Annotated in this window: 30 protein-coding genes and 1 riboswitch; of the genes, 15 read left to right on the top strand and 15 right to left on the bottom strand. The window is 70.6% G+C overall.

Going from position 1 to position 24407, the window contains the following annotated elements:
* Window positions 1-18: 18 nt before the first annotated feature.
* Window positions 19-420, bottom strand: a riboswitch (cobalamin riboswitch).
* Between the two features lie 80 nt (window positions 421-500).
* Window positions 501-872, top strand: coding sequence for an ArsR/SmtB family transcription factor (locus ACFYO2_RS15715; protein ID WP_388348853.1), 372 nt, complete (start codon window positions 501-503; stop codon window positions 870-872).
* A 154-nt stretch (window positions 873-1026) separates the two neighbouring features.
* Here ACFYO2_RS15715 and ACFYO2_RS15710 read toward each other — a convergent pair whose 3' ends face one another.
* Window positions 1027-1983 carry an LAETG motif-containing sortase-dependent surface protein gene (locus ACFYO2_RS15710; protein ID WP_388348851.1) on the bottom strand — a complete coding sequence of 319 codons (957 nt, stop codon included), beginning with the start codon at window positions 1981-1983 and terminating at the stop codon, window positions 1027-1029.
* 335 nt (window positions 1984-2318) lie between these two features.
* Here ACFYO2_RS15710 and ACFYO2_RS15705 point away from each other — a divergent pair, with 335 nt between their 5' ends.
* Complete coding sequence (locus ACFYO2_RS15705; protein WP_388348849.1) at window positions 2319-3995, top strand: glycoside hydrolase family 13 protein; 1677 nt, start codon at window positions 2319-2321, stop codon at window positions 3993-3995.
* Between the two features lie 36 nt (window positions 3996-4031).
* Here the strand turns inward: ACFYO2_RS15705 and ACFYO2_RS15700 are convergent, their stop codons facing one another.
* Window positions 4032-4733 carry a DUF4142 domain-containing protein gene (locus ACFYO2_RS15700; RefSeq protein ID WP_388349595.1) on the bottom strand — a complete coding sequence of 234 codons (702 nt, stop codon included), beginning with the start codon at window positions 4731-4733 and terminating at the stop codon, window positions 4032-4034.
* A 211-nt stretch (window positions 4734-4944) separates the two neighbouring features.
* Between ACFYO2_RS15700 and ACFYO2_RS15695 the strand changes: the two genes are divergently transcribed.
* Together ACFYO2_RS15695 and ACFYO2_RS15690 are read left to right on the top strand one after the other, a co-directional pair.
* Entirely contained in the window at window positions 4945-5184 is a 240-nt protein-coding gene (locus tag ACFYO2_RS15695; protein ID WP_388348847.1) for a hypothetical protein, read from the top strand.
* Between the two features lie 65 nt (window positions 5185-5249).
* Window positions 5250-5957 (top strand): DUF6445 family protein, encoded by a 708-nt coding sequence (locus tag ACFYO2_RS15690; RefSeq protein ID WP_388349593.1) that lies wholly within the window; start codon window positions 5250-5252, stop codon window positions 5955-5957.
* A gap of 11 nt (window positions 5958-5968) precedes the next feature.
* Here the strand turns inward: ACFYO2_RS15690 and ACFYO2_RS15685 are convergent, their stop codons facing one another.
* Entirely contained in the window at window positions 5969-7108 is a 1140-nt protein-coding gene (locus tag ACFYO2_RS15685; RefSeq protein ID WP_388348845.1) for a M24 family metallopeptidase, read from the bottom strand.
* Window positions 7109-7224: 116 nt separating this feature from the next.
* Window positions 7225-7716 carry a hypothetical protein gene (locus tag ACFYO2_RS15680; RefSeq protein WP_388348843.1) on the bottom strand — a complete coding sequence of 164 codons (492 nt, stop codon included), beginning with the start codon at window positions 7714-7716 and terminating at the stop codon, window positions 7225-7227.
* 287 nt (window positions 7717-8003) lie between these two features.
* On the opposite strand from ACFYO2_RS15680, the gene ACFYO2_RS15675 reads away from it, so the two are divergent.
* On the top strand, window positions 8004-8429 hold the full coding sequence (locus tag ACFYO2_RS15675) for a hypothetical protein (RefSeq protein WP_388348842.1): 426 nt from the start codon (window positions 8004-8006) through the stop codon (window positions 8427-8429).
* Here ACFYO2_RS15675 and ACFYO2_RS15670 read toward each other — a convergent pair.
* Together ACFYO2_RS15670 and ACFYO2_RS15665 are read right to left on the bottom strand one after the other, a co-directional pair.
* Window positions 8360-8731 (bottom strand): DUF6479 family protein, encoded by a 372-nt coding sequence (locus ACFYO2_RS15670; RefSeq protein ID WP_388348840.1) that lies wholly within the window; start codon window positions 8729-8731, stop codon window positions 8360-8362. The genes ACFYO2_RS15675 and ACFYO2_RS15670 overlap by 70 nt on opposite strands.
* Window positions 8732-8829: 98 nt before the next feature.
* Window positions 8830-9486: a TetR family transcriptional regulator gene (locus ACFYO2_RS15665; protein ID WP_388348838.1), complete on the bottom strand. Its 657-nt coding sequence runs from the start codon at window positions 9484-9486 to the stop codon at window positions 8830-8832.
* Window positions 9487-9626: 140 nt separating this feature from the next.
* Between ACFYO2_RS15665 and ACFYO2_RS15660 the strand changes: the two genes are divergently transcribed.
* The 3 genes from ACFYO2_RS15660 (at window position 9627) to ACFYO2_RS15650 (ending at window position 12864) form a co-directional block, all read left to right on the top strand.
* Window positions 9627-10385, top strand: coding sequence for a dienelactone hydrolase family protein (locus tag ACFYO2_RS15660; protein WP_388348836.1), 759 nt, complete (start codon window positions 9627-9629; stop codon window positions 10383-10385).
* Between the two features lie 215 nt (window positions 10386-10600).
* The gene (locus ACFYO2_RS15655; RefSeq protein ID WP_388348834.1) at window positions 10601-11008 is read left to right on the top strand and encodes a hypothetical protein; all 408 of its coding nucleotides are present in this window, start codon (window positions 10601-10603) and stop codon (window positions 11006-11008) included.
* 206 nt (window positions 11009-11214) lie between these two features.
* On the top strand, window positions 11215-12864 hold the full coding sequence (locus ACFYO2_RS15650; protein ID WP_388348832.1) for a lysyl oxidase family protein: 1650 nt from the start codon (window positions 11215-11217) through the stop codon (window positions 12862-12864).
* Between the two features lie 90 nt (window positions 12865-12954).
* Here the strand turns inward: ACFYO2_RS15650 and ACFYO2_RS15645 are convergent, their stop codons facing one another.
* Window positions 12955-13236, bottom strand: a complete 282-nt coding sequence (locus ACFYO2_RS15645) for a hypothetical protein (protein WP_388348830.1) — start codon at window positions 13234-13236, stop codon at window positions 12955-12957.
* A 74-nt stretch (window positions 13237-13310) separates the two neighbouring features.
* On the opposite strand from ACFYO2_RS15645, the gene ACFYO2_RS15640 reads away from it, so the two are divergent.
* From ACFYO2_RS15640 to ACFYO2_RS15615, 6 genes are all read left to right on the top strand, one after another.
* Entirely contained in the window at window positions 13311-13460 is a 150-nt protein-coding gene (locus ACFYO2_RS15640; RefSeq protein WP_388348828.1) for a hypothetical protein, read from the top strand.
* Window positions 13461-13525: 65 nt separating this feature from the next.
* The gene (locus ACFYO2_RS15635) at window positions 13526-13849 is read left to right on the top strand and encodes a MerR family transcriptional regulator (protein ID WP_388348826.1); all 324 of its coding nucleotides are present in this window, start codon (window positions 13526-13528) and stop codon (window positions 13847-13849) included.
* Window positions 13850-14157: 308 nt separating this feature from the next.
* Window positions 14158-14361 carry a cold-shock protein gene (locus ACFYO2_RS15630; RefSeq protein ID WP_010986199.1) on the top strand — a complete coding sequence of 68 codons (204 nt, stop codon included), beginning with the start codon at window positions 14158-14160 and terminating at the stop codon, window positions 14359-14361.
* Between the two features lie 135 nt (window positions 14362-14496).
* The gene (locus ACFYO2_RS15625) at window positions 14497-14802 is read left to right on the top strand and encodes an SCO5918 family protein (RefSeq protein WP_388348824.1); all 306 of its coding nucleotides are present in this window, start codon (window positions 14497-14499) and stop codon (window positions 14800-14802) included.
* A gap of 383 nt (window positions 14803-15185) precedes the next feature.
* The gene (locus ACFYO2_RS15620) at window positions 15186-15773 is read left to right on the top strand and encodes a TIGR03086 family metal-binding protein (RefSeq protein ID WP_388348822.1); all 588 of its coding nucleotides are present in this window, start codon (window positions 15186-15188) and stop codon (window positions 15771-15773) included.
* Window positions 15774-15851: 78 nt separating this feature from the next.
* Complete coding sequence (locus ACFYO2_RS15615) at window positions 15852-16463, top strand: phosphoribosylanthranilate isomerase (RefSeq protein ID WP_388348820.1); 612 nt, start codon at window positions 15852-15854, stop codon at window positions 16461-16463.
* Window positions 16464-16469: 6 nt separating this feature from the next.
* Here ACFYO2_RS15615 and ACFYO2_RS15610 read toward each other — a convergent pair whose 3' ends face one another.
* A complete protein-coding gene (locus tag ACFYO2_RS15610; RefSeq protein ID WP_388348818.1) occupies window positions 16470-16832 on the bottom strand; it encodes a MerR family transcriptional regulator in 363 nt (120 codons plus the stop codon).
* 391 nt (window positions 16833-17223) lie between these two features.
* On the opposite strand from ACFYO2_RS15610, the gene ACFYO2_RS15605 reads away from it, so the two are divergent.
* Window positions 17224-17598, top strand: a complete 375-nt coding sequence (locus tag ACFYO2_RS15605; RefSeq protein WP_388348816.1) for a hypothetical protein — start codon at window positions 17224-17226, stop codon at window positions 17596-17598.
* 75 nt (window positions 17599-17673) lie between these two features.
* Here the strand turns inward: ACFYO2_RS15605 and ACFYO2_RS15600 are convergent, their stop codons facing one another.
* The 7 genes from ACFYO2_RS15600 to ACFYO2_RS15570 all read right to left on the bottom strand — a co-directional run bounded on the left by ACFYO2_RS15600 (window position 17674) and on the right by ACFYO2_RS15570 (window position 24376).
* A complete protein-coding gene (locus ACFYO2_RS15600; protein ID WP_388348814.1) occupies window positions 17674-17994 on the bottom strand; it encodes an SCO5918 family protein in 321 nt (106 codons plus the stop codon).
* A 6-nt stretch (window positions 17995-18000) separates the two neighbouring features.
* Window positions 18001-18282, bottom strand: a complete 282-nt coding sequence (locus tag ACFYO2_RS15595) for a hypothetical protein (RefSeq protein ID WP_388349591.1) — start codon at window positions 18280-18282, stop codon at window positions 18001-18003.
* Between the two features lie 94 nt (window positions 18283-18376).
* The gene (locus ACFYO2_RS15590; protein WP_388348812.1) at window positions 18377-19996 is read right to left on the bottom strand and encodes a DEAD/DEAH box helicase; all 1620 of its coding nucleotides are present in this window, start codon (window positions 19994-19996) and stop codon (window positions 18377-18379) included.
* 232 nt (window positions 19997-20228) lie between these two features.
* A complete protein-coding gene (locus tag ACFYO2_RS15585) occupies window positions 20229-20432 on the bottom strand; it encodes a cold-shock protein (RefSeq protein WP_020113641.1) in 204 nt (67 codons plus the stop codon).
* Between the two features lie 232 nt (window positions 20433-20664).
* Window positions 20665-20835 carry a hypothetical protein gene (locus ACFYO2_RS15580; RefSeq protein ID WP_388348809.1) on the bottom strand — a complete coding sequence of 57 codons (171 nt, stop codon included), beginning with the start codon at window positions 20833-20835 and terminating at the stop codon, window positions 20665-20667.
* Between the two features lie 33 nt (window positions 20836-20868).
* Window positions 20869-21225, bottom strand: a complete 357-nt coding sequence (locus ACFYO2_RS15575; protein WP_388348807.1) for a PRC-barrel domain-containing protein — start codon at window positions 21223-21225, stop codon at window positions 20869-20871.
* A gap of 142 nt (window positions 21226-21367) precedes the next feature.
* Window positions 21368-24376 (bottom strand): hypothetical protein, encoded by a 3009-nt coding sequence (locus tag ACFYO2_RS15570; protein ID WP_388348805.1) that lies wholly within the window; start codon window positions 24374-24376, stop codon window positions 21368-21370.
* Window positions 24377-24407: the final 31 nt, after the last annotated feature.

The raw sequence follows: 24407 nt of genomic DNA, 5'->3' as shown, positions 1-24407 counted from the left end.
CTCCAGCACCTCGTGGATCAACTCGTGAGATGCCGTGGCCGGTCTCCTGGCTTAGAGCTCCGAACAAAAGTGGAGCCCGGCTCGCGGCGTCTGGCACGCACGCTCGCCGCGTTGCCGAAAGCCCCTAGTAGCTCCGCTACGAGGAGCTTCCGGCGCCTTGCGATCGCACGCACCAGACGCCGCGAGCTGATCGGACTCCACTTTTGTTCGGAGCTCTTAGGGGTACCTCCCCCTCGAGCGAAGTCGAGAGTGGGGGAGGGTCGTGCGTGTCCGTTCCTGCCTTCCCGGTCTTGCGACCAGTGGCCCGGCTTGCGCCGGACGGGACGGAAACTCCCCGATCACAGTGGCGAGGGCCGCTCCGGCATGGGTCCCTGAGGGACCGTCACCGGCTTCCCGAGCACCACGGCCCGCCCACCGTAGGGGGGTGAGCCGTCTCCTGCATAGCTGCGTACCTGCGCAGGTATGGAAGATCACATAGGGGTGCCTGCGAGGATGGCGGCATGCATCTCGTTCCGGCCGACCGAGCGGATCGCCGAACCATCGACGGGCACCGGGTGTGCGACGCGATCGCCGCGATCGGCGAACCGGGCCATGTCCGCGCCTGGGCCGACCGCTTCGCCCTCCTCGCCGATCCCAAGAGGCTCGCCCTGCTGCTCGCCCTGCACCGGACCGGCCCTCTGGCCGTCTCCGACCTGGCGATCGCCACCGGCATGAACGACCCCGCCGTGTCACAGGCCCTCAGGCTGCTGCGGGCGGCGGGGGTCGTGGAGGGCGAGAAGGAGGGAAGGATCGTGCGCTACCGGGTGGTGGACCCCGACATCGCCTCGCTCCTCAAGCACTGCGCAACTTCTAGCCTCTCTGGGGGAGTTTGAGCACGAGGCCCTTCGGGCCGAAGCGGGGGTCTGGGGGCGCAGCCCCCAGGGACGGGAAGGGAAGGGGCGGCGGGGGCGATTTCCGTGTCCTGAGCCCGAACGCCGGTCGGGCTGAAACCGCCCGACCGGCGCCGACTACACCAACCGCACCTGACTACGAGCGGGCCGCCTTGCGACGCCGCGTCGCCAGCACGATGCCCGCGCCGCCCGCGAGCAGCACCGCCGCACCGATCGCCATCGGTCCGGTCGCGCTGCTGCCGCCGGTCTCCGCGAGGTCGCCGCCACCGCCGTTCGGCGTGGTGGCGGGGGCGGTGGTGGACTCGGAGGCCGACGGGGTCGGGGCCTCGGTCGAGGGAGAGGGAGAGGGAGACCCGGAGGGGGGCTGCGTCGCCGGGGGCGTCGACTCCTCGGCAGGCGTCGAGGGCACGGTGGACTCCGGCGTCGACGGAGTCGGGGTCGGCGTCGAGCTGACCGGCGGCTTGGACGGCGCCGTCGTGCAGTCCTTCGTGCCGCCGTTCCAGGCCGCGATCAGCTTGTCCTTGATGACCGGGCGGTCCGGGCCCTTGGGCAGGTCGCCGTGGACGAAGCCGTCGTTCGCGTCCGGCTTGCCGTCGAACTTGACCGCGCCGCGGTAGAGGTCGATCTGCGCGAAGCAGCCCGCGTCCGGCACCGCGATGTCGAGGGATTCGGTCTGGCCCGGCTTGACGGTCACCGTGTCGAAGTCGACGAAGACCTGCTCGCCGGAGGTGCCGAAGGTGGCGCCGTGGGCGAGGTAGGAGGCCAGGGAGGCCGTGCAGGTGGTCGCGTCGCCCGCCGTGCGGACCTTGATGTGGACCTTGCCGTCGTCGGTCGGCTTCAGGTTCTGGTCGTCGACCTTGACCGAGTCGTAGAAGCTCGTGCCGTCCAGCGAGAACTGGCAGCGGTCGGTCCCGGTCTCCGTGCCCGCGCCGGTGCCGGGCTTGTACGACCCACCCGACTTCCAGCCGTCGCCACCGGGGGTGCCGGTGGCCCAGGCGCCGGAGGCGGCGGCGACGGAGGCGGAACAGAGGACGAGCGCCGCGGCGCCCGTCCCCAGCAGGCGGCGCGCGGTGACACGTCTGGCTATCGACATGCGGATCCCATCGGATGTGTGTGAGGGGTGGCGTGTGTTCCGAGAACACCGGAACACCGATGAACACCGGGAACACCGGTCTGAAAACACTGGCCCCATTGGTCACATGCGACACAGTGCTCGCTCATCGTGGATCTCTCTGCGGAACGCTGTCAACCTGCGGATATGCAGAGGGAGTTCAGAACTCCATCACAATTCCGCCACACAGGGAATGAATCACTCCGACGGCGTTCGAGTTCGCTTTCCCGGCAATGTGGACAGTACTGAACAGGTACTGGGCAGGTACCCGAGTGCCCCCTGAACACCGTCACGACCGCCATGAGGGAGACCGCCGCGTGACAGACCGGAATCCAGACCGCCCCGACCTTCCCGACCTCTCCTCCAAGAACCCCGACTGGTGGCGCCAGGCCGTCGTCTACCAGATCTACCCCCGCAGCTTCGCCGACGCCGACGGTGACGGGCTCGGCGATCTGCGAGGCATCACCCGGCGCCTGAACCACCTCGCCGCGCTCGGCGTGGACGCCCTGTGGCTCAGCCCCTTCTACCCCTCCGAACTCGCCGACGGCGGCTACGACGTCTCCGACCACCGCGACGTCGACCCCCGCCTGGGCACCCTCGAAGACTTCGACGCGCTCGCCGCCGAGGCCCACCGACTCGGCCTCAAGGTGATCGTCGACCTCGTTCCCAACCACAGTTCCCACACGCACGTCTGGTTCCAGGAGGCGCTCGCCGCCGGGCCCGGCTCGCCCGCCCGCGACCGCTACGTCTTCCGCGACGGCCGCGGCGCGCAGGGCGAACTGCCGCCCACCGACTGGCAGTCCGTCTTCGGTGGCAGCGCCTGGAAACGGGTACCGGACGGGCAGTGGTACCTGCACCTGTTCGCCCCCGAACAGCCCGACCTGAACTGGTCGAACGAGGAGGTCCGCGCCGACTTCCGCACCACCCTGCGCTTCTGGTCCGACCGCGGGGTCGACGGCTTCCGCGTCGACGTCGCCCACGCCCTCGCCAAGGACCTGACCGAGCCGCTGCGCGACCTCGGTGACCTCTCGGCCGCCGCCGAGCAGGTCCTCGACGACATGCCGCCCGGCAGCCATCCCTACTACGACCGCGACGAGGTCCACGAGATCTACCGCGACTGGCGCAAGGTCTTCGACACCTACGCCCCGCCCCGCATGGCGGTCGCCGAGGCCTGGGTGCCCAACGCCCGCCGGGTGCTGTACGCCCGCCCCGACGAACTCGGCCAGGCCTTCAACTTCGAGTACCTGCAGGCCGGCTGGGACGCCGACGAACTGCGTCAGGTCATCACCGACGCCCTCACCACCGCGCGCACGGCCGGCGCCTCCGCCACCTGGGTGCTGTCCAACCACGACGTCGTGCGCCATGCCTCCCGCCTGCTGCTCCCGCCCGGCACCGACGAGAACGCCTGGCTGCTGTCCGGCGGCCACGCCCCCGCGATCGACCCGGCGAAGGGCCTGCGGCGGGCCCGCGCGGCCACGCTCCTGATGCTGGCGCTGCCGGGGTCCTCGTACGTCTACCAGGGCGAGGAACTCGGCCTGCCCGAGGTCGCCGACCTGCCCTTCGAGGTCCTCCAAGACCCCATCTGGGAACAGACGGGACACGTCCGCAAGGGCCGCGACGGATGCCGGGTGCCGCTGCCGTGGACGACGACGGGGCCCTCGTACGGCTTCGGCGCGGGCGGTGCCTGGCTGCCGCAGCCGGAGAGCTTCGCGGCGTACGCCGTCGAGGCGCAGGACGGGGTCGAGGGTTCCACGCTGGAGCTCTACCGCACGGCCCTCAAGCTGCGCCGCAAGCTGCTCGAGGGCGAGTCGCTGACCTGGGCGGCCGACAGCCCGGCAGGGGTGCTGGACTTCGCCCGGCACGACGGCTGGCGGTGTGTGGCCAACCTGTCGGGGACGGCCCTGCCGCTGCCGCCGGGTGAGGTGGTGCTGAGCAGCGCGCCGCTGGACGACGGGCGGATCGGGCCGGACACCACCGTCTGGCTCGCTCGCTGAACGACAGGGCCAGGGCCGGTCGCCCCGACGGCGGACTCAGGGCGTGATGGTCGGTGTCGCGGTCGCGGTCGCCGGCGGGGTGAGGACGACCATCGGCTCGCCCGGCTGCGGCGGCGGCGGAGTGAGGTCGTCCGAGGGCAGCTTCGGCGGGGTGGTCTGCTGGAAGAGGGCCTGGTCGAAGTTGACCAGGCCGGTCTTCTCCATGACCGTGATGTGGTCCAGGACGGTGTTGTTGGCCTGGTCGGCCAGCTGGCGCACCAGGCTGTTCTTGGTGGTGGAACGGATCTTCGCGACCGTGTTGAAGATCGAACCGTGCGTGATCCGCAGGATGTTGGCGAAGTTGGAGTCGAACGCCGCGCCGGTCTGCGAGTCGATCTGGTTCACGAAGGAGACCTGCTGCGGGCTCGCCACGTTCGGCAGGGTGATGTTCAGCATCGGGGCGATCTTGCGGCAGCTGGCGTCCAGCGCCGCGTGTCCGTCCACGAGGTGCTCGGACGCGGTCTTGACCTCCGGGCTCGTCCCCTTCTTCAGGCCGATCTGCCCGAGCGGGTACTCCCACAGCCCGGCCGCGCGCACCTTCACCACGAAGTCCCGGTCCGCCTCCGTCAACGGCCCCCACTGTGTCTGGGCGATGACCCGGTCCTGGGCGCTGGAGACGGTGTCGAGGCCGAGCATCGAGGGATAGGCCAGCGCACCCAAGGTCAGTGTGAGAGCACCGCCCACGAAAAGCGTCCCCATCGTGTTCCGCGAAAAGCGCACCGTGTCTCCTGCCCGGTCGGGATGCCCGCCGGTGGGCGGGTCGGACGTACAGAGGTACGGATGCGGATGCAGACGGAACCTTTTGATTTGGTAAAGAATCGGCCCCTGGGCGCGTTCCTCGTCGGTGGGCGGCCGGTCGTGGACAGCTCGCCCGTACGGCCCGACATCTCTCGCCCCTACCGGGGTGCCGTTGCCGGAGCGGCCGGAGGTGGCCGGTACGGCGTACCACGGGGCGCAGGTCACCGTGCGCGACGCCCTCGAGGAGGAGGTCTGCGTGACGACCGTGGCGGCCGACGGAACATGGTCCTGGGTACCGGATTCCGCACTCCCGGCGGGCGTGGGCCGGCTCCAGGCGACGGCGACGCTGAACGGGGTCGGCGCGCCGAGCGAGCAGATCACCGTCACGGTGGGACCGGCCGGTCGGGATTGACGCAAGCTTGACCCGTTCGCGGGCGAGAGCAGACAGACCCCGGAGATAGCGTCGCCTGCATGTCCATGTCAGCGCAGTGGCGCCCGGCCGGGACTCCGGCTCCCCCGCGGACGTCCCTTCCCGTCCTCCCCTACCGCAAGCCAACCAAGGGCCGTGACTACTGGGTCCTGGACGACGTACTGCCCACCGCCGACGCGGACGCCGTACGGGCACGCTGCCTCGCCAAGGACGACTGGACCGAGGGCTACCCGCACAAGCCCGAGGCATGGCCGGGGCTGCGGGCGATGCCCGGCCTCGAGCCGTCCGAACTGGCCCGCGTGGAGCGGCTGGTGCGACAGGCCACCGGCGCGAAGGAACTGTGGGTGCAGCGCACGCCGGGCGGCGGCACCCTCAACCACAACTGCGTCCAGGTCGTCGGGGAGGGCGAGAGCACGCCCCGCCCGCACACCGACTCGCGCTCCCTGTGCCGGTACGCGGCCGTGCTCTACCTCAACCCCGGCGTTCCCAAGGACTGCGGCACCAGTTTCTACCGGCAGTCCCTGCCCGGCGGCCGGCTCGGCGGAAACGTCGTCCAGGCCCCGCACAACAGCCTCGTCGACGCCCTCGGCACCCGGTTCGTCGCCCCGGACGCCTTCGAGGAGGACGTCCGCGTGCCCCACAAGTACAACCGGCTGCTCCTCTACAACGCCAACCTCGTGCACAGCGCGACCGGTTACTCCGGCCGCACGCTGGAGGAGAAGCGGATGACGGCGGTCTTCTTCTGGATGGCGTGAGCCCCCACGCCTCAGCCGACTACGGCCATGTCGTGCGGGGTGCTGTTCAACCGCCGCCCGCCCGTCTCCGTGCACGTCACGATGTCCTCGATACGGACGCCGAAGCGGCCGGGCAGATAGATGCCGGGCTCGATGGAGAAGCACATCCCGGGTACCAGCGGCCGCTGTTCACCCTGGACGAGGTACGGCGGCTCGTGCGTGGTGACGCCGATGCCGTGGCCGGTGCGGTGGATGAAGTACTCGCCGTAGCCGGCGTCCTCGATCACCGTCCGGGCCACCCGGTCGATCTCCTCGCACGGCACACCGGGCTCCACGGCCTCGAAGGCGGCCTGCTGCGCCTGCCGCACGACGTCGTGCACCGCCCGCTCCTCGTCCGTGGGCTCGCCGACGTGCACGGTCCGGGTGGTGTCCGAGCCGTACCCGTCCTTCAGACCGCCGAAGTCCAGGACCACCATGTCGCCGTCCCCGATGGTGCGTTCCCCGGCCTCGTGGTGCGGGTTCGCGCCGTTGGGTCCGGAGCCGACCACGGTGAAGTCGACCTGGCTGTGCCCGTGGCGGCGCAGGAGGTGGGCGAGGTCGGCGGCCACGTCGGTCTCCCGGCGCCCGGCGAACCGTACGGACAGGATCTCCTCGTACGTCGCGTCCGCCGCCGCCCCCGCCGCCGCCAGCCGTGCCACCTCGTGCTCGTCCTTGACCGCCCGCAGCATCGGCAACGCGGTGGTCAGCGCGCGGTAGGTGGTGAGCGGCAGGGCCTCCTGGAGGCCGAGGAGGTGCAGGGCCCAGGTGGCGTCGGAGACGCCGTAGTGGCCGCTGGGGCGCAGCAGACCGGCCGCCGCCGCGTACGGGTCCTGGCCGTCCCGCCACTCCGACAGTCGCAGGGCGCCCGCGCCGGGGGCCGCTTCCGCCTCCGGGCGTTCCAGCGCCGGGACCAGCAGCCGGGGTTCCGACTCGGGGACCAGCACCAGCAAGGTGAGGCGTTCGGTGAGCGCGGTGGGCTGGTAGCCGCACAGCCAGGCCAGGTCGGGGCCGGGGGTGACCAGAATCCCGGAGAGTCCGGCGTCGACCGCGTCCCGGGCGGCCCGGGCCATGCGGTCCGCATAGTCCTGCTCGGTGAAGACCACCGGCGTCCTGCTCATCGGTGTCTCGCTCATCGCCCTGCCCTGTCGCCGCGGTGCCGTGCGCTGACCTGTTCATTGGACGGGGACGGGCGTGGGGTGCGCGGATGGACAGGGCCGTTCGGGTGACGGTGGACGCGTCCGCGCACCGTTCAGTACCGCACCGCCCGTCCCACCTTCGCCCCCACCTCGCCGCTCAACTTCCGTGTGCTGTGAGCCGTGGCCTTCCCGGACTCGCCGGACGAGACGTCGGAGACGGTGACCACGACCGTGTCGACGCGGTTGCCGCCCTGGTCGGTGAAGTCGACCTGGACGAGGAAGGACTTCGTCGAGCCGGCGGTGTTGTCCACGGCGACGTCGACCGTCGTACGGCCGTCGCCGTCCGTGCCCGGGGTGCCCAGCTTCACGTCGTCCTTCGCGTCGACGCCGCCCTTGACCTCGTCGAACTTCCGGCCCGCCTCCGCCGTCGCCGACGCGAACGCGTCCGTGGCCTCAGAAGCCACCGAACGCGCCGCGGACGCCGCCCTGCTGACCGCGTCCGAGGGGCTGTCGTCGTCGGAGCAGCCGGCCAGCGTGATCAGCGCGGCGGCCATGACGGCCGTCAGCGCGGCGCCGGTCGACCGGCGCGCTCGGTAACGGGCCATGTCGCCTCCCGGGGTGCGGTGCTCTTCGGGTGCCGCACGGGCTTCCAGCTTCCAGTGAAGGTCCGTGGGCGTACGGGCGCATGCCGGGCGTCACCCGATCGGCCCGCCCTCATGGCGACGGACCTCGTGCCGCCCGATCGTCGAGGCAGTCGATCGTCGAAGCAGTCGATCGTCGAGGCGGTCGTACGACTCGAACCACTCGCAGACTCGGAAGAACGGGGCCGGTCCATGACCCAGCAACCGCACAGCCGCCGACGGGCGAGCGGCAGTCGTCGGTCCGAGACGACATGCGCCGCCCGGCCGGCATGCCGCCCGACCGGACCGGCCACAGCCTCACCCCGACGCCGACCGAGACCGCCTGGGCCACGGGCGGCGTCGTCTTCGCCGGCGTCCTGATGCTGATGAACGGCGTCATGGCCATCTTCCAGGGCATCTCAGCGCTCGCCGAGGACGACGTGTGGGCCAATCTCGGCGACTACGTCTACAAGATCAACCTCACCGGCTGGGGCGTGATCCTGGTCGTCCTGGGCGCGGTGGCCGCGCTCACCGGCGCCGGCATCCTCAGGGGCGCCGAGTGGGCCCGCATGACCGGCATCTTCCTGGCCGCGGTCGGTCCTATGTGGGCCTACGTGGACCTACGTGGTCATACGTGCCCGATGCCGCCGCTGCCGAAGGAACCGCTGGAACCGGGCAGCCAGCGCTTTCGGCGCTGATCCTTTCCGCGTCTGGTGCCGGCGTGGTGGAGCTGATACGGCATGAGCCGTTCCCGCTTGTCCTCCGCTACGGGTATCTCGTCCGGCTCCCGCGCCTCCCGCATCTCGCGGATGGCGCCGGTCGGGGGAAGGTGAGCCTGCTCCTCGGGGCGGGGCCGGGGCAGTTCCCGCTCCTGGACCCGCATGCCGAACTGCACGGCCCACACCAGCGCACCGGCGATGATCAGGCCACCGCCAAAAGCGGCGATCACGTTGAGTACATCGCTCGACGAGGCCGCCAGTACAAACGTTGCGGTACTCATGGTTCCGATTATCGCCCATATGGGTGGCGAGCGTGTGGCCTGGGTCACATGATTTTGCGCCGCGTGCCGTCGGCCGAGTAAGTACCGCTGCGCGCTGCCTACCGGTGCCGGGGCGTGCTCGATGGTCGGGGCGTGCTCGACGGCGCCAGCGCCGCGAACGCCTCGTCGAGCAGGGCGACCAGGTCGAGACGGCCGTCGGAGGCGGTCCAGTGGTCGAGGGCGACGTTCAGGCAGTCGAGCGCGGCGGCCGCCCGGACCGTCTGACGGAGGGTCACGGACCCCGGACCGCCAACGCGCTCCGCGAGCGCCTCGGTCAGCGCGGGCCGCCAGCCGAGCTGCTTCTCCAGGTGCCGGGCGCGCAGCGCCGGAGTCTCCCGGACCAGCCGGGTCGTCGCCAGCGCGCCCGCCGGGTCCTCGTGGTAGCGCCCGATGACCGTGTCCAGCGCCCGCCGCAGCGCCGTCCAGTCGTCCTCGTCGGCGGGGCGGGCGCGCAGGGCGTCGGCGACCCGCCGGTCATGCCCGTCGAAGGCGGCGAGGACGGCCTCCTCCTTGCTGCCGAAGTACCGCAGGAAGGTGCTCCGGGACACCCCCGCGGCCGCGGCCAGGTCGTCGAGGGTGACCTTGTCGAAGCCCTCGCGACGGAACAGCTCGAAGGCGACCTGGGTGAGCTCGCCCCGTACGGCGGCCCGGGCGATGTCCCGGGTGTTCGTACGCGTACTCGCGCTCGCGCTCGTGCGTCCTGCTGCTCCGGTCACCCGGCGATCGTAGCCCGCTCCTCGAACCACGCTTGCGGTGTCGGTACTCAGTGGCTAACGTGACACTCGGTTTCAATCCAGGCACTCCTCTTCACGCAGACCGACACCGCGGCCGTGCCGCAGGAGCAGGAAAGGCCCCCATGACACCCGCGCAAGGCTCGCCCGTCGACATCCCCACCCCGGACGGCACCGCCGACGCCTACCTGACCCACCCCGACGACGGCGCCCCGCACCCCGCCGTCCTCCTCTACATGGACGCCTTCGGCCTGCGCCCGCACCTGAAGTCGATGGCGGACCGCCTGGCAGGGGCCGGTTACACGGTCCTGGTCCCCAACGTCTTCCACCGCTACGGCCGCGCACCGATAGTGGGCCTGCCGGAGTTCATCAACCCGGCGGAGCGCCCGGAGATCTTCCAAGCCCTCCGCCCGGCCGCCGAGACCCTCACCCCCGAGGCCGCGATGCGCGACGCCGCCGCCTACCTCGACTGGCTGGCCGCGTCCCCGCTGACCACCGACGGCCCGGCAGGCGTCACCGGCTACTGCATGGGCGCCGGCCTCGCCCTGCGCACGGCCGGCGCCCACCCCGACCGCATCGCCGCCGCGGCCGGCTTCCATGGCGCGTACCTGGCGACCGACGCCCCCGACAGTCCCCACCTCCTCGCCCAACACATCACGGCCGAGCTCTACTTCGGCCACGCGGACCAGGACTCCACCAACCCGGCCGAACACATCGACCGCCTGGACAAGGCCCTCACGGAAGCGGGCGTCCGCCACCGCACCGAGGTCTACGAGGGCGCCCACCACGGCTTCACCCAGGCCGACACGGCGATGTACGCGGCGGAGGCGACGGAACGTCACTGGAGCGCCCTGCTGGACCTGCTCAACAGGACCTTCCAGTAGGCCTTTTCCGTCAGTTGGAGGCCGGAAGCCGCGGGCGGGCCGCCTCGAAAGGGGGCGAGACGGAAGGTTGTGGCCGAGGGGCGCGCGGCGCGTGGTTCTTACCGACTTCTTGATCAGCCTGGTTCGAGATCACGACCACCGATGGCTCACGTACTCGGGCGGAGCTGAGTACTTCCGCTCTGGCCGGTGACGGGGCGAGCCGAAACGCTGGGGACATGAGCCAAGGACGACTGCCGAAGACTGTTCTCCAACTGCTGCCGGTGCTCGTACTGGCCGGGGTGTCGCTGGCGGCGTGGGCCGCCTGGCTGGGCTGGGACCAGCATCATGACGTGCAGCCCGACGGTACGACGACCGGCCCCTACGAGGCCTGGCAGGTGATCGGGCTGGTGCTGACCCTGCTGGTGCCCGTGTACTGGGCGGCGTCCCGACACCACGTCGCGGGCGCTGTGCGCGGCACCACGCTCGGCCTGACCGTAGCCGCCTATTACGACTGGTCGGACGATGCCAGCGGCCTCTTCATGGTCGGCGTGAGCATGGTCCTGGTGGGAAGTCTCGCCGTGACCGCCGCCGTTTCCGCCGTGATCGCCCGTGTGAAGGGAGACGGACAACGGATCGGAGCCTGACGGCGCGCTGCCGCATCACCGTGGAGTAGACGATCACGACATCGAACTCGGCCACTCGGACGCCTAGTTCGCGTCAGTTCGCGTCCCCCCACGTCATTTCATCCTCAACAAGCAACCCCGACACGGCTCTCACAACTCTCACAGGGCGCTCACAGAGACAGGCACAGGCACAGACCTGATCGAGCACACCTGGGAGACAAGAACCGATGACTCGCTTAAAACGCTCCGCACTTGCCGCCGCGGCCGCGCTCACCGTCGTCGTCACGGGAGCGGGAGCCGTCCCCGGCACCGGAGCGGAGGCTGCGGAGGCGACGCCCGGCAAGCCGAAGCTGAAGCTGATCGCCGCGTCGAACTCCGTGACGCTCGACCGCTACGAGTGGGACTCCGGCGTCTACCTCGACCTCGGCACGTACGTCACGGTCGACAACGCGCCGCTGGAGTTCAAGGTGACCCGGAAGTCGTACAAGGACCCGATCGTCGCCCGGCAGATCCTGCGCGACGGGAAGAGCACGCGGACCAAGACCCTGCCCGCCGGGCTGGTGAAGGACTTCTCGGGGCTGCCGGGCTTCCTCGACGTGTCGATCACCGACGCGTCCGGCAAGGAGGTGACGACCAGCAAGGGGACCTTCTGCCCGAACAACGCCTCCGGGCGCCTCCGTCCCGACGCCCCCGCGACCTCGCACTATCCGGAGAGCTGCCCCACCAACCCGTTCACGCTCGGCTCGGTGTGGGGTGTAGAGAAGGGCTGGGCGTCCAACTCCAGCACGGTCGACTACGACAGCCCGGTGGACCTGCCGGCGGGCGAGTACACGGCCAAGGTGTCGGTGGCGAAGCAGTACCGCGACCTGTTCGACATTCCCGACGACCAGCCGACCATCAAGGTGACCGTACGGGAGCAGACCGACGGCGAGGCGGCCGGGCTCAGGACCTCCGCCCACCACGGCGGCGGCCACGACGCCGCCGCGACCGGCGCCTCCCACCACTACGGCCCCCGTGGCGCCGACGAACCCACACCCCCCGCCCTCTCCCACGCCCTCGAAGACCGCGGTACGGCCCACCACCTGGGCGACGGCAGCGGCCACACCGACGGCTCCCGCATCGCGCCCGCGCTGACCCCCAACACCAAGCGGCCCACCGGCCGGGCCGGCGTCGCGGCGAGCGTGCCCAAGCCGGACCTGCGTTCGCTGCCGGCGTGGGACATCGCCATCACCGACGGCGAGGACGGGGACGTGGCGGGCAAGGACTACCTCGCGTTCAGTGCGAACGTCTGGAACGCCGGTCCCGCTCCGCTGGTCGTGGACGGGTTCCGCAGCCCCGGCAAGGACCTGATGGACGCCTACCAGTACTTCTACGACGCCGACGGCAAGCAGGTCGGGTACACGCCCACCGGCACCATGGAGTGGGACCCGCGAAGCGGCCACGAGCACTGGCACTTCACGGACTTCGCCAGCTACCGGCTGCTGAGCGAGGACCAGACCAAGGAGGTGCGCAGCGGCAAGGAGGCGTTCTGCCTGGCCAACACCGACGCCGTCGACTACACGGTGAAGAACGCCAACTGGAAGCCGTACAACACCGATCTGTCGACCGCCTGCGGTGAGCAGAACTCGATCTCCGTCCGCGAGGTCCTCGACGTCGGTTCCGGTGACACGTACACCCAGTACCGTCCCGGGCAGTCCTTCGACATCACCGACCTGCCGAACGGCACGTACTACATCCAGGTGATCGCCAACCCGGAGAAGCGCCTCCAGGAGACGAACACCGACAACAACGTCGCGCTGCGCAAGGTCGTCCTCGCGGGTGAGCCGGGCGCCCGCACGGTGACCGTGCCGCCGCACGACCTGATCGACGCGCGGTAGCAGAGGGCCGTACCGGAGGTACGTCGTCCTGCACCGTCAGGTGAGGCGGCGGAGGACGACGTACCCCGGACCCGGTCAGGGGCGAAGGTGTCAGCCCGGCTCGTCGGTGTGGGCGCGGCGGCCCTGGGAGCGGCTGCTGATCAGCCAGGTCGAGGGGTCGGGCGCCGCGTCGGCGACTCGGGCGGTGTCGACCGTGAGGTGAAGAAGGGTGCCGTGTCCGTCCGGGCCCGTGGGGTAGCTGCGGGGTTCGTCGGCGTGGAACACCTGGCGCAGGAGCAGCGCGACCCGCTGGGCGACGTCCGGGTCCGCCGCGATGATGCGGACCTCGGCGAGCTCGTCTCCGTCGGGCGGGCGCTCGGACGTCGAGCCCATGTCGGTCACCGTTCCTCTTCCGCCGCAGGTCTGCCACACGCCCCCGGTCGTGTCCACCGTACTCCGGAGGGGTCATGACCTCCCCGGAGTTCTCGTACGGGTACGCGCACGGGGACGGGCCGGAGCTCGCCCCGGCCGACGGGCGGCTCAGGCCGGGGCTCGCCCGGCCGACGGGCATCGCACATCTGTGTTCGCCGCAGCAGGGATTCCGCACGGGCGACTAGAGTTCTCGTACGGGAAACTGCCCCATGCGGCGGGCCGCGCCCGGGCGGCCCGCGGGAAGGCGTACATGCCCTCGGAAGACCAGTCGCAGGCCGCCGACCGGCTCGACGACGACCACTACCCGGCGTTCACCATGGGCCGGGCCGCCGAGCTGATCGGCGTCACGCCCGGGTTCCTCCGGGCCCTCGGGGAGGCGAACCTGGTCGCCCCGAAGAGGTCGGACGGCGGCCACCGCCGCTACTCGCGCCACCAGCTGCGCCTGGCCGCCCGGGCCCGCGAGCTGGTCGACCAGGGGACCCCGATCGATGCCGCCATCCGCATCATCGCCCTCGAGGACCAGCTGGAGGAGGCCCTGCGCCACAACGAGGAGCTGCGCCACGGCGACGAGTGAATATCTGATCCGGCCGCGGAAGAAAAATGACGCGAGCGGGGAAGAAATTCGAGTAGACCCGGGAAAAGGATTCTCGGACGACTCGGAGGCTCTCTGGTGGGACTCGTGCGCGGGCGTTATTACGGGCTGACGGGATCGCTGAAGTCATCCCCTGTCGTCCCCTCGCATCGAATTCTTTCCGTGCTAGGCTCGACGCAGTTGCAGTTGTGGTTGCCATTTTGCTGCCGGTTTTTCCGGGCAGGTGATCATCACGGCGATGAGGAGATTCGCGAGGTGCGGGTCCCCAGCACTGCCTCAGGAGATATGACATGGCCACCGGTACCGTAAAGTGGTTCAACGCGGAAAAGGGCTTCGGCTTCATCGAGCAGGACGGCGGCGGCGCTGACGTCTTCGCCCACTACTCGAACATCGCCACCCAGGGCTTCCGCGAGCTGCAGGAAGGCCAGAAGGTGACGTTCGACGTCACTCAGGGCCAGAAGGGCCCGCAGGCGGAGAACATCGTTCCTGCCTAGTTAGCGCTACGACAGGGCCCGCACCTTGGGTGCGGGCCCTGTTCGTTTTCCCTGGGCCGGCCACGCGTCGGCCCTGCGCTTTCCGCGCGCACCCGCGTTTCCCGCCATGCTCCGCCCGACCCCAGGTGAGGCACCATGCGCTGTGTGATCGCCCGTTTCCCCTTCGACCTCGTCAAGTCCGAGGTGGAGTCGAAGATGGACGGCATCCGACCGGAGGAAGTGACCGGGGCCTGCGTGGTCATCGGGCGCAAGGTGTTCCCGGTCAAGCAGGTCGGCGAGGTCATCACCCGTCAGGACCGCCGTGACTTCACCGCCGGCGAAGTGACCCGGGCACTGGTCCGCCTCGGCTTCACCTGCCACGCGACACCTCCTCAGTCACAGTCACAGCCACCGCTCGCCTCCGGCTCGACGCCGGATCCGTTCGGGAGTCCGGGCGGCTGACACCGGCCGATTCCCGGCCCGTTCCGTTCCGCCCGGCACCACCGTCATACGGCCATCCCGATGCGGAACGGTCTCCCCTTCTCACCTCGCACCGCGCAGGCCACCGCACTCGTACGCCGATCGCCGTCATGTCCCTCCTGGCAGGGGCCCGCACGGATCCTGGCGCGAACACCTCCCCGAGGCCGGGTCCCCCGCCGCGCGATGTGCTTCTCCGGCTCCGAAGCCTGACCGCGAAGCCCGACCGCCGAGTCCGGCCGCGCAGGTCCGACCGCGAAGACCTGAAGACCGCGAAGACCGCGAAGACCGCGAAGCAAAGGGGCCCACCCCACCAGCTGTCGCGTTTCTTCAATACGCGGCGCCGTCGGCCGGCCCAGCATGGGGTCATGGAACTGGCACCTCTGATGGGCCGGGCCTCCGCGGTCGCCGTGGACGTCGTACGGGGGATCGTGCCCGACGACCTCGACGGGCCGACCCCGTGCACGGAACGGACGGTGCGCGCCCTCGTGAACCACCTGGTCTTCTGGACCGCCGTACTGGGGCACACCGCCGGAATCAAGCAGCCGCCGTCGGACCGGGTGGCGGAGGGGCACGACTTCACCGCGGAGCCCGACTGGGCCGAGGCGTACGCCGTCCGTTCCGCGGCGACCGCCGCCGTGTGGAGCGACCCGCGGGCCTGGTCCGGCGAGACGTCCCTGACCGGCCGCAGCGCGATGCCCGCCCCCTTCGTCGGCGGCATCCTGCTGTGCGAGTGGCTGATCCACGGCTGGGACCTGGCCGTGGCCACCGGCCGGCAGCCGGCCGTGGACGACGACCTCGCCGCGGCGGTGTACGAGAACGTCGCCGCCAGGGCCGAGACGGCCAGACGGTACGGCGTCTTCGGCCCCGAGGTACCCGTGCCCGCGACCGCCCCGCTGTTCGACCGCGCCCTGGGCCTGGCGGGCCGCGACCCCGCCTGGAAGCGTGGAGCCTGACCGCGGGCCGGACGGGACGGCCACGCCGGTAACGTTGTCCCACCCGCTTCCCGTCGTACGCCCCACTGGAGCACCAGCGTGAGCAACTCCCTGTTCGTCAAGATCTGTGGTCTGAAGACCGAGAGGGACGTCGACACGGCGGTCGAGGCGGGGGCCGACGCCATCGGGTTCGTGTTCTCGGCGAGCCCGCGCCGGATCGATGCCGCCACGGCCGCGCGGCTGTGCCGTCGCGTACCGGAGAACGTGCTGACGGTCGGCGTGTTCCGCGAGGAGCCCCTGCAGGAGGTGCGGTCCGTGGCCGCCGACGCGGGGATCCGGGCCGTACAACTGCACGGGCCGGAGGACCGCGGGTATTACGACGAGCTGGCGACGGGTGGGTGGACGCTGATCCGGGCCGCGGCGTTCGGTGATCTAGCGCCGCGCTTCGGGGACATGGGCGAGGACATGATGCTGCTCGACGCGCCGGTGCCGGGTTCCGGTGTCACCTGGGACTGGTCCACCAGGCCGCCGGTCGGATCCGGGGAGAAGTGGCTGCTCGCGGGCGGCCTCAGCCCGGACAACGTGCGGGACGCCATCGACGCGGCGCAGCCGTGGGGCGTCGACGTGTCGAGCGGGGTGGAGCAGAGCCGCGGGGTCAAGGACCCCGCCCTGATCACGGCATTCGTCAAGGCAGCACGCGCACGGTCCTGACGGTGCTCAGCCGAAGCGGGAGCCTGAACCGGAACTGGAGCTCTCGGATGCCTTGCCCGCGGCCCGGCGGTACTCGGCGTTGATGCGCTGGGCCTCCTCGAGCTGGTCCTCGAGGATGACGATCCGGCAGGCGGCCTCGATCGGGGTGCCCCGGTCGACGAGCTCACGGGCTCGGGCGGCGATCCGCAGCTGGTAGCGGGAGTACCGGCGGTGCCCACCCTCCGAGCGGAGCGGAGTGATCAGCCGGGCCTCGCCGATGGCTCGGAGGAAACCCGGCGTGGTGCCGAGCATCGCGGCGGCCCGGCCCATCGTGTACGCGGGGAAGTCGTCGTCGTCCAGACGATCGCTGAGCGGGGTATCTGCTGTCATGTCACCTCGTTGACCAACGCGTCGAGGGGCCCCGGTGCCGAACGGCACCAGGGCCCCGAAGGAAATTGAACACCATCTGTCGGCCCTTTACGGCGCCGACCTGCTCCATCCGTCACCCGGCCCTGCGGTGGGGCGGGGGTGCGGGGATCGCGATTGCGTGACCGGGGACCACCTTCCAATCCGGGGTCTTGCGGTACCCGGGCCGAACGAGTCGGTCCGGGCGATCCTGATGGCGTCTCCTCCTCCGTGCTCGGATCTCGTCTACGACAGAAACGCTACCCATGACGGCGCCCAATGTCTACCCTGGCAAAGATAGATTTCACTCGTCTGGAGAGCCAGGTATTTTGGGGTACGCACATCCCCGGCCGTCCGCCGCATAGACTCGGCTCTCATGCCGAACCCTGACGAGCTGCTCGTGTCCATCTGCGCCATGGTGGAGTCCGAGCAGAGCAATCAGATGTCGCTGACCGTGGTCGTCGGAGGTGCCGTCATCACCGGCCGACTGGCTCCCGAAGCCGTGTGGCGGGAGCGGGTGTCGGAGGTCCTGAAGGACTCGGACCACCTCGGCCCGTTCGCCGACGTCTTCACCGCCGACCGGGCGGAGCGCCGACCCGACCCCGGCGAAGCGCCCACGCATCTGCACTTCCATCTGGCCCGGATCCTGCAGGGCACCGTCGGGATCCCCGAGACGGGCGGGATGTACCGAGTCGCGATCAACGACGTCAGCGCCTGGACCGTGGGCGACTTCAGCTACTCCGACCAGTGACAACAGCAGTGAGGGCCCTGCCGACGCGCGTCGGCGGGGCCCTCACTGCTGTGCTGAGGCGGCTTTCGCCCGTCCTCATACCTCCTGGGGCTCGGGGCTGCCGAGCAGCGCCGAAGCGGTCTGGAGCGGGCTGAGCACCGGCGCGGGCGCCGGCACGGCCTGGGGGTGCTCGTGACAGGTGAAGCCCAGGCGGGCCATCGCGCGGGTGACCTCACCGGCGGAGAAGTCGCGACGGTCCTGCCGGGTGAGGATCTCCCCCACCTGCTTGACGGGGTAGCGGCGGCGACCGATGGTCACGGACTCACCCGTGACGAGCTCGGGCTTGATGCCCTTCATCGAGTCCAGTACCCCGGCCTTGGTGAGGTCGAACGGGTAGCGGGCGATGACACAACGCATAATGCCTCACAAAGAGAAGGGGAACGGCCTGACCGAGGGTCCGCCGAGGATGTCCCGCAGCCGGATCCGGTCCGTGTACGCCGAGCTGTCCCGGAGGCGGGCGAGCTGGGCTCGGGTGATCGAGCCGGTGCTCTCGTCGTCCCCGTCGCACACGATCAGATACTGGACACGGGCGCCGGCCATGACCGACAGGGCCACCTCGACCGTCATGTCGTCACAGACTCGAGGCCCGGACGCATCCACGCCGACCAGAGTAGTGGTGACGGGAGCCGCCGGGTGTCGCCGCATCTGAACCGATGTCAAAGAGTGCCTCCTGCGAGATGGCCGACATGGCGGAGAAGGGGGAGGGGGAGCCGGACCGGCTCCCCCTCCCCCGAACGTGTTACGCCGCCGAATCGAAGGAGGACCTGCGGCGCGCCGTCGTGCCGCGGCGCCCGGCCTCGCCGGCGGTCCGGGCCTGGCCGCTCTGACCGCCACGGCTCTGGCCGCCCTGGCCGCTCTGTCCACTGCGGCTCTGGCCGGTCTGTCCACTGCGGCTCTGGCCGCCCTGGCCGCCCTGGCCGCCGCGGCCACGACGGCCCCGGGACGAGGACGAGGACGCGGCGCGGCGGGGACGCTCCACCACCGGTGCGGTGATGACCACGGGGACGCCGGACGGGACCTGGGCGCCCGTGATGCGGCTCAGCTCCTCCTCGCCCGAACGCACCGGGGTCACCGTCGCGGTGATGCCGGCCGAGATCATCAGCCGGGTCATGTCGCGACGCTGATCGGGCGTCACCAGGGTGACGACGCTGCCGGACTCGCCGGCCCGGGCCGTACGGCCGCCGCGGTGCAGGTAGTCCTTGGGGTCGGTGGGCGGGTCCACGTTCACGACCAGGTCGAGGTTGTCGACGTGGATTCCGCGGGCCGCGACGTTGGTCGCCACCAGCACCGTCACATGCCCGTCCTTGAACTGGGCGAGCGTGCGGGTGCGTTGCGGCTGGGACTTGCCGCCGTGCAGGGCACCGGCGCGGACGCCGCTGCTCAGCAGGTGCTTGGTCAGCCGGTCCACCGCGTGCTTGGTGTCCAGGAACATGATGACCCGGCCGTCGCGCGCGGCGATCTCGGTGGTCGTCTGCTGCTTGTCCGTGCCGTGCACGTGGAGCACGTGGTGCTCCATCGTGGTGACGGCGCCCTGGGACGGGTCGACGGAGTGCACCACCGGGTCGGTCAGGTAGCGGCGGACCAGCAGGTCCACGTTGCGGTCCAGAGTGGCCGAGAAGAGCATCCGCTGGCCGTCGGGACGCACCTGGTCGAGCAGGGCGGTGACCTGGGGCATGAAGCCCATGTCCGTCATCTGGTCGGCCTCGTCGAGGACGGTGATGTCGACGCGGTCGAGCCGGCAGTCGCCCCGGTCGATGAGGTCCTTGAGCCGTCCCGGCGTCGCGACGACGACCTCGGCTCCGGCGCGCAGCGCACCGGCCTGCCTGCCGATCGACATTCCGCCGACGACGGTCGTCAGCCGCAGCTTCACGGCTCGTGCATACGGGGTGAGCGCGTCGGTGACCTGCTGGGCGAGCTCGCGGGTGGGTACGAGGACCAGGGCGAGCGGCTGCCGGGGGTCGGCGACGCGACCTGCCGTACGGGCCAGCAGGGCCAGGCCGAAGGCGAGGGTCTTGCCCGAACCGGTGCGGCCGCGGCCGAGGACGTCACGGCCTGCGAGCGAGTTCGGCAGGGTCGCCGCCTGGATCGGGAACGGAACGGTCACGCCCTCGTGGCCCAGTGCGGCCAGCATCCGCTCCGGCATGTCGAGTTCGGCGAACGCCTCGACGGCGGGCAGAGCGGGGGTGATGGTCTTCGGCAGAGCGAACTCGCCCTGCTGTGCGGTCTGTCGGCCGCCGCGGCCGGGGTTGCCGCGCTTCTTGGAGTAGGCCGAGCCCGAGGCCGAGCCAGAGGCGGCGCCTCCGGTGCGGGTACGGGAGAAGCGGTCGTTTGTGCGGGTGCGCGTGTAGGCGCGGTTCATAGGGAACCTTCCTTGATGCGGCGCGTACCAAGGAATTCCCGCAGCTGAGCAGCGCAGAGAATTGCAAGAACGAGCCGAATGTGAATTCCAACCGATGGTCGAGCACTGGATATCGGGAATTGGATATCCGGGTCGGGCGCAGTATTTCTGTGCGGCGCCCTGGAACGCAGCGAGCTGGGGCCCGCACCCCAAGGTGCGGGCCCCAGCTGCGAAGTCAGCGTCTGGTTCAGCGTCAGGCGGTGACGATGTTCTCGGCCGTCGGGCCCTTCTGGCCCTGGGCGATGTCGAAGGAGACCTTCTGCCCCTCCTGAAGCTCGCGGAAGCCCTGGGCGGCGATGTTCGAGTAGTGGGCGAAGACGTCGGGGCCGCCGCCGTCCTGCTCGATGAAGCCGAAGCCCTTTTCCGCGTTGAACCACTTCACGGTGCCAGTAGCCATGTTGTTCTCCTTTGGGACGGTGTTCGGAGTTCGCCGTGTGCGGACTCCGGTCGCCGTGATGATCGGCCCGTCGGAAAAACCTTCTGGCAACCACACCTGCAACTGAGATCGACAGTAGCATGGTGCGATCGGCCGTGCACGGTCGATGATTTCGCTCAGTCTGTCGACCGGGGAATACTCATCGCGCGTCGCGTCGATTTCTCACTTCACCGTCACAGATATTGCTCGTTTTTCAGCGGATGGGCCGTCGACGGCCGCGCCGAGCGCCTCGTACGGTGATGAAGGCCACATCGGCCAGGAACAGCACGATGCCGATGGCCAGCAGGTAGCCCAGGCCGTCCGCCGCCGCGCCGATGATGCCCAGCGCGACGGCCACGAGGAGGAGCAGCAGGAAAGTCACCATCAACTCGAACACCTCCTGGTGCCGCGGACGGGGTCACTGGCGCGCGAGTTGGCGTTCGCCGTGGGGCCCCGGCTGGTACGTCATGCCGTAGTGCTGGAAGATCTCTTCCTCCCGCTCGGCGGGCAGGACGTCGTCCGTGCCGATGGAAGGCGCCTTCCGCACCTCCCCGCGCGGATGGGAGACCTTGACGTAGTCGGGCCCGAGGACCGCCTCGTCGAGCGGCACGAAGACCAGCCGCCGGCGGGAGGGCAGACCGGTGCGGACGGTGGCCACGGCCGGCTCGTCCGTGGTCGTGTCCACGTAGATCGCCTCGAGCATGCCGATCTTGTGGCCCCTCAGGTCGACCACGTCGTGGTTGCGCCACTCACGGATTTCGGCTGAACGGATCATGCCTGCTCCCAGTCCACTGGCCTACTTGTCATCGTATGACCGGAAGCGCTGTCCGGCACGAGGGTGAACAGGGCACGTCGTGGTCAAGGGCAGCAGACAGCCCCCGGGCCACGGGCCTGGGGGCTGTCTGCTGCTCCGGCTCCTACTTCTGTGGGGACGGGGACGCCGTGGCGGCGTCCGAGGGCTTGTCGGGCAGGGGCTCGAAGGCGAGGGCGTCCCAGGCGATCGATGCGTCGCCGGTGCCGTCGGCCGTGTCCGAGCTCAGGGAGACGCTCGGGGTGCCGTGGAACTCGTACGAGTCCAGGGAGACCCAGGCGTTCTTGCCGCCGGTGTCCTGGGAGATCGTCTTGGTCACGACGGTGCCGTCACCGAGGTCGATGCGGTACGTCGCCTGGCCGGTGTTGGCCTCGTGGTCCGGCAGGTGCACCAGGACCCGCGCCCAGCCCTGGATCGACCGGTCGGGCGTCCAGGTGCCGGTGATGACCGAGTCGGTGTAGGTCGGCACCCGGGTGTGGGTGAACCAGAAGTGGCCGCCGAAGCCCGAACCGAGCTGATGGAAGTCGATCTTCGACGGGTAGACGGTCGCGCCGTTCTGCTGGGCAGAGCCGAAGGTGAACGACAGGGTGCCCCGGCTGGTCCAGTTCTTCTCGCCGGCGCAGGGGTTGGTGCCGCCCACCAGGAACTTCACCGTGTTGGGCACGTCGTCCACGATCAGCGCGTCCGACGGGAGTGTGGAGGTGCAGGACGCCGGACGGGGTGAGGTGGCCTTCGGCTCGGGGTCGGTCGCCGCGTACGTCAGCACCTCGGTGCCGCAGGTGGCGGTGCAGTCCGTCCACGTCGACGGCTCGTGCCACCAGCACTTGAAGTCGTCCCGCTGGCAGGGGCCCTCGGGCTGGCTCGAACCCTCGACCTTGTGCGGCTTGGAGGTGTCGCACTCGTTGACCGCGGGATCGCAGAAGGCGGCGTGCGGCGGCTGGGCGTCCGGCGCGTTGCCGGTCGGCCAGGTGCCGACGGTGAAGGCCCGGCCGGTCGTGCCGGTCGTCGGGTCCGTCTTCTGCTGCGAGTACGCCGCCCAGCCCAGGACCCGCTCCGGGTAGGTCCACTGGTTGGGGTTGCGGGCGTCGTCGTAGCCGGAGGACAGGAACATCTTCCGGTCCGGCGGGTAGAGGCCGTTGGCCGGGTTGTTGAACCAGCCCAGGCCCCAGGGGGCGGCGGCGTCCGAGGCGTCCGGCTGGTTGAAGCCGCTGTTGTACGCCCACAGCGCGAACCACCAGTTCTCCAGGTACCGGGGGTCACCGCCGTTGGCGAGAATGCCCTGCTTGTGCAGCTGGTTCCACTTGTCCTGGAGGATCTGCACACTGGCGGCGATGTTGGCCGCGTAGTCGACGGTGATCGCCTTCTGCTGCTCGGCGGTGTAGGTGGTGTCCGAGCGGGCCATGCCGCTGGTCACCTGGCCGATGCCGTAACCGCAGTCGGCGGCCGACCAGTCGACGGTGTGGACGCTGCCGCCGTTGCCGTAGTAGCCGCCCTGGATGAAGTTGCCGCTCTCGCCCGCGGCCGCCCGGGAGGTCGCCTGCACCAGGTTGGACTCCTGGGTGAGCACGCCGAGCATGACCTGCGCGGGCACCCGGCCGCCGCCTTCGAGCGTGACCGGCGGGAACATCCCCTGGGGCGTGTACGACGCAAGGTCGGTGCCGTTCCAGCCGGACCGGCGGCGGACGTCGAGCTTGCCCTGGACGGCGAGGTCGGTGGCCCACTCGACCATGGCGGGGGACGGTTGCAGCGCCTGGAGTTCCGGGTCGTTGCGGGTGACGGCGCAGGCACGGTCCGGGTCGGTCGTGGTGTGCGCCGGGTCGTCGGCGCCGCCGTCCGCCCGAGTGGCGGCCGACGGGCTCTCGACGCTGTCCGTGTGCGGGCCGGCCGACGAGCTCTGGAGGCTGTCCGTGTGCAGGCCGGCCGACGGGTTCTCGACGCTGTTCGTGTGGAGGCCCGTCGATGTGTCCGCCCCGGCCTTGCCCAGGGCCGGGGACTGCTCGGCGCCCTGTCCCTGCCGCGGTGCCCCGGGCTTCACGCGGAAGTCGAAGGTCGCGCCGGTGTCCGGTGCCAGGGCGTCGATGCCGACCGGCTGGGCGGCGTCGGCGGCCGGGAACACGGTGACGGTCTTGCCGCCGGCCGCCTCCGCGCCGTTGCCGACCCGGGTCAGGGCGAGATCGCCGGTGGTGGAGACCTCGGACGAGGCCGGGACGTCGAGGACCTGCCAGCCCTTGGGCCAGCTCTTCGGCAGCACGGAGCCCGGAGTGTCCTCCTGTGCGCCCTTCCCGGTCACGAAGACCCGGCCGCCGGTGCCGCGCACCGCCAGGGCGCCGAGTGCGCCGGAGCCGAGCAGCCGGTCGGTGCCGTCGTCGGTGACCCGGCGGACCTGCACCTTCTTCCCCGTGGCCGGGACCTGGTACGCGAGGCCGCTGTGCGCGTCCGGCACCAGACGGAACGGCGCTCCCGCCGTCCGGGCCAGGGTGTGGACGTCGCCCTGCCGGTTCACCGCCACCACCGAGTCGCCGGTGGCCGCCGCGATGCCGGTCCCGAAGGGCACGGCCGAGGTGAGCTGACCGGGCACGGTCTGCTGACGCGTCACACTTCCCTGCCGCGCGTCCACGGTCAGCAGCTGCGTGCCCTCGCCCTGCGGCCGGGAGAGCACGGCCTGTTCGCCGTCGCCGCAGCCGGGGTTGAAGTAGGCGAGCGACACCAGCTGCGGCAGCTTGGTCACGGTGCCGTCCGCCAGGTCGACCACGGCCGCGAACGCGCCCTGCTGGAAGCCCAGCTGGTCGTTGCTGGCCTGCCGGGGCGCGTAGACCACCACGGCCCGGTCGCCCGACGCCGTCACGCAGCTCTGCCCGATCCACTGGTCGGTGTCGATGCCCGGCTCGGACAGGGTGGCCGCGGTGCGCCACTTGTAGGCGTGCGCGGCGTCGGCGACCAGGACGTGCAGTCCGGTGCCGTCTCCGTCGTAGGTGACGACGCGGTCGTCGGACTGCCGCCATCCGGACGGCAGTTGGGAGGTGTCGGTCACCCGGTCCGGCAGCGGCGTGGCGCCGGGCTGCGACGGGCTGGTCAGGGCCGCCGACGCCAGCGGTGCGACAAGTGCCCCCGCCACTACGGCTGTTCCGCCGGCCGCGAGTATTCGA

Origin of the sequence: Streptomyces sp. NPDC006602 (genome assembly GCF_042870385.1) — a bacterium.
In the GTDB taxonomy this organism is placed as follows: domain Bacteria; phylum Actinomycetota; class Actinomycetes; order Streptomycetales; family Streptomycetaceae; genus Streptomyces.
The sequence above is the reverse complement of the archived record's forward strand: the minus strand, read 5'-3'. Positions and strand labels throughout refer to the sequence as shown.

What these genes read in the sequence shown, in the direction of transcription:
- ACFYO2_RS15710 (WP_388348851.1), bottom strand. Translation starts at nt 1,983, where the DNA reads ATGTCGATAGCCAGACGTGTCACCGCGCGCCGCCTGCTGGGGACGGGC.
- ACFYO2_RS15715 (WP_388348853.1), top strand. Translation starts at nt 501, where the DNA reads ATGCATCTCGTTCCGGCCGACCGAGCGGATCGCCGAACCATCGACGGG.
- ACFYO2_RS15660 (WP_388348836.1), top strand. Translation starts at nt 9,627, where the DNA reads ATGACACCCGCGCAAGGCTCGCCCGTCGACATCCCCACCCCGGACGGC.
- ACFYO2_RS15640 (WP_388348828.1), top strand. Translation starts at nt 13,311, where the DNA reads ATGACCTCCCCGGAGTTCTCGTACGGGTACGCGCACGGGGACGGGCCG.
- ACFYO2_RS15575 (WP_388348807.1), bottom strand. Translation starts at nt 21,225, where the DNA reads ATGATCCGTTCAGCCGAAATCCGTGAGTGGCGCAACCACGACGTGGTC.
- ACFYO2_RS15635 (WP_388348826.1), top strand. Translation starts at nt 13,526, where the DNA reads ATGCCCTCGGAAGACCAGTCGCAGGCCGCCGACCGGCTCGACGACGAC.
- ACFYO2_RS15700 (WP_388349595.1), bottom strand. Translation starts at nt 4,733, where the DNA reads ATGGGGACGCTTTTCGTGGGCGGTGCTCTCACACTGACCTTGGGTGCG.
- ACFYO2_RS15630 (WP_010986199.1), top strand. Translation starts at nt 14,158, where the DNA reads ATGGCCACCGGTACCGTAAAGTGGTTCAACGCGGAAAAGGGCTTCGGC.
- ACFYO2_RS15610 (WP_388348818.1), bottom strand. Translation starts at nt 16,832, where the DNA reads ATGACAGCAGATACCCCGCTCAGCGATCGTCTGGACGACGACGACTTC.
- ACFYO2_RS15605 (WP_388348816.1), top strand. Translation starts at nt 17,224, where the DNA reads ATGCCGAACCCTGACGAGCTGCTCGTGTCCATCTGCGCCATGGTGGAG.
- ACFYO2_RS15690 (WP_388349593.1), top strand. Translation starts at nt 5,250, where the DNA reads ATGTCAGCGCAGTGGCGCCCGGCCGGGACTCCGGCTCCCCCGCGGACG.
- ACFYO2_RS15625 (WP_388348824.1), top strand. Translation starts at nt 14,497, where the DNA reads ATGCGCTGTGTGATCGCCCGTTTCCCCTTCGACCTCGTCAAGTCCGAG.
- ACFYO2_RS15585 (WP_020113641.1), bottom strand. Translation starts at nt 20,432, where the DNA reads ATGGCTACTGGCACCGTGAAGTGGTTCAACGCGGAAAAGGGCTTCGGC.
- ACFYO2_RS15680 (WP_388348843.1), bottom strand. Translation starts at nt 7,716, where the DNA reads ATGGCCCGTTACCGAGCGCGCCGGTCGACCGGCGCCGCGCTGACGGCC.
- ACFYO2_RS15675 (WP_388348842.1), top strand. Translation starts at nt 8,004, where the DNA reads ATGCGCCGCCCGGCCGGCATGCCGCCCGACCGGACCGGCCACAGCCTC.
- ACFYO2_RS15645 (WP_388348830.1), bottom strand. Translation starts at nt 13,236, where the DNA reads ATGGGCTCGACGTCCGAGCGCCCGCCCGACGGAGACGAGCTCGCCGAG.
- ACFYO2_RS15595 (WP_388349591.1), bottom strand. Translation starts at nt 18,282, where the DNA reads ATGCGGCGACACCCGGCGGCTCCCGTCACCACTACTCTGGTCGGCGTG.
- ACFYO2_RS15685 (WP_388348845.1), bottom strand. Translation starts at nt 7,108, where the DNA reads ATGAGCGAGACACCGATGAGCAGGACGCCGGTGGTCTTCACCGAGCAG.
- ACFYO2_RS15580 (WP_388348809.1), bottom strand. Translation starts at nt 20,835, where the DNA reads ATGGTGACTTTCCTGCTGCTCCTCCTCGTGGCCGTCGCGCTGGGCATC.
- ACFYO2_RS15670 (WP_388348840.1), bottom strand. Translation starts at nt 8,731, where the DNA reads ATGAGTACCGCAACGTTTGTACTGGCGGCCTCGTCGAGCGATGTACTC.
- ACFYO2_RS15620 (WP_388348822.1), top strand. Translation starts at nt 15,186, where the DNA reads ATGGAACTGGCACCTCTGATGGGCCGGGCCTCCGCGGTCGCCGTGGAC.
- ACFYO2_RS15600 (WP_388348814.1), bottom strand. Translation starts at nt 17,994, where the DNA reads ATGCGTTGTGTCATCGCCCGCTACCCGTTCGACCTCACCAAGGCCGGG.
- ACFYO2_RS15655 (WP_388348834.1), top strand. Translation starts at nt 10,601, where the DNA reads ATGAGCCAAGGACGACTGCCGAAGACTGTTCTCCAACTGCTGCCGGTG.
- ACFYO2_RS15590 (WP_388348812.1), bottom strand. Translation starts at nt 19,996, where the DNA reads ATGAACCGCGCCTACACGCGCACCCGCACAAACGACCGCTTCTCCCGT.
- ACFYO2_RS15650 (WP_388348832.1), top strand. Translation starts at nt 11,215, where the DNA reads ATGACTCGCTTAAAACGCTCCGCACTTGCCGCCGCGGCCGCGCTCACC.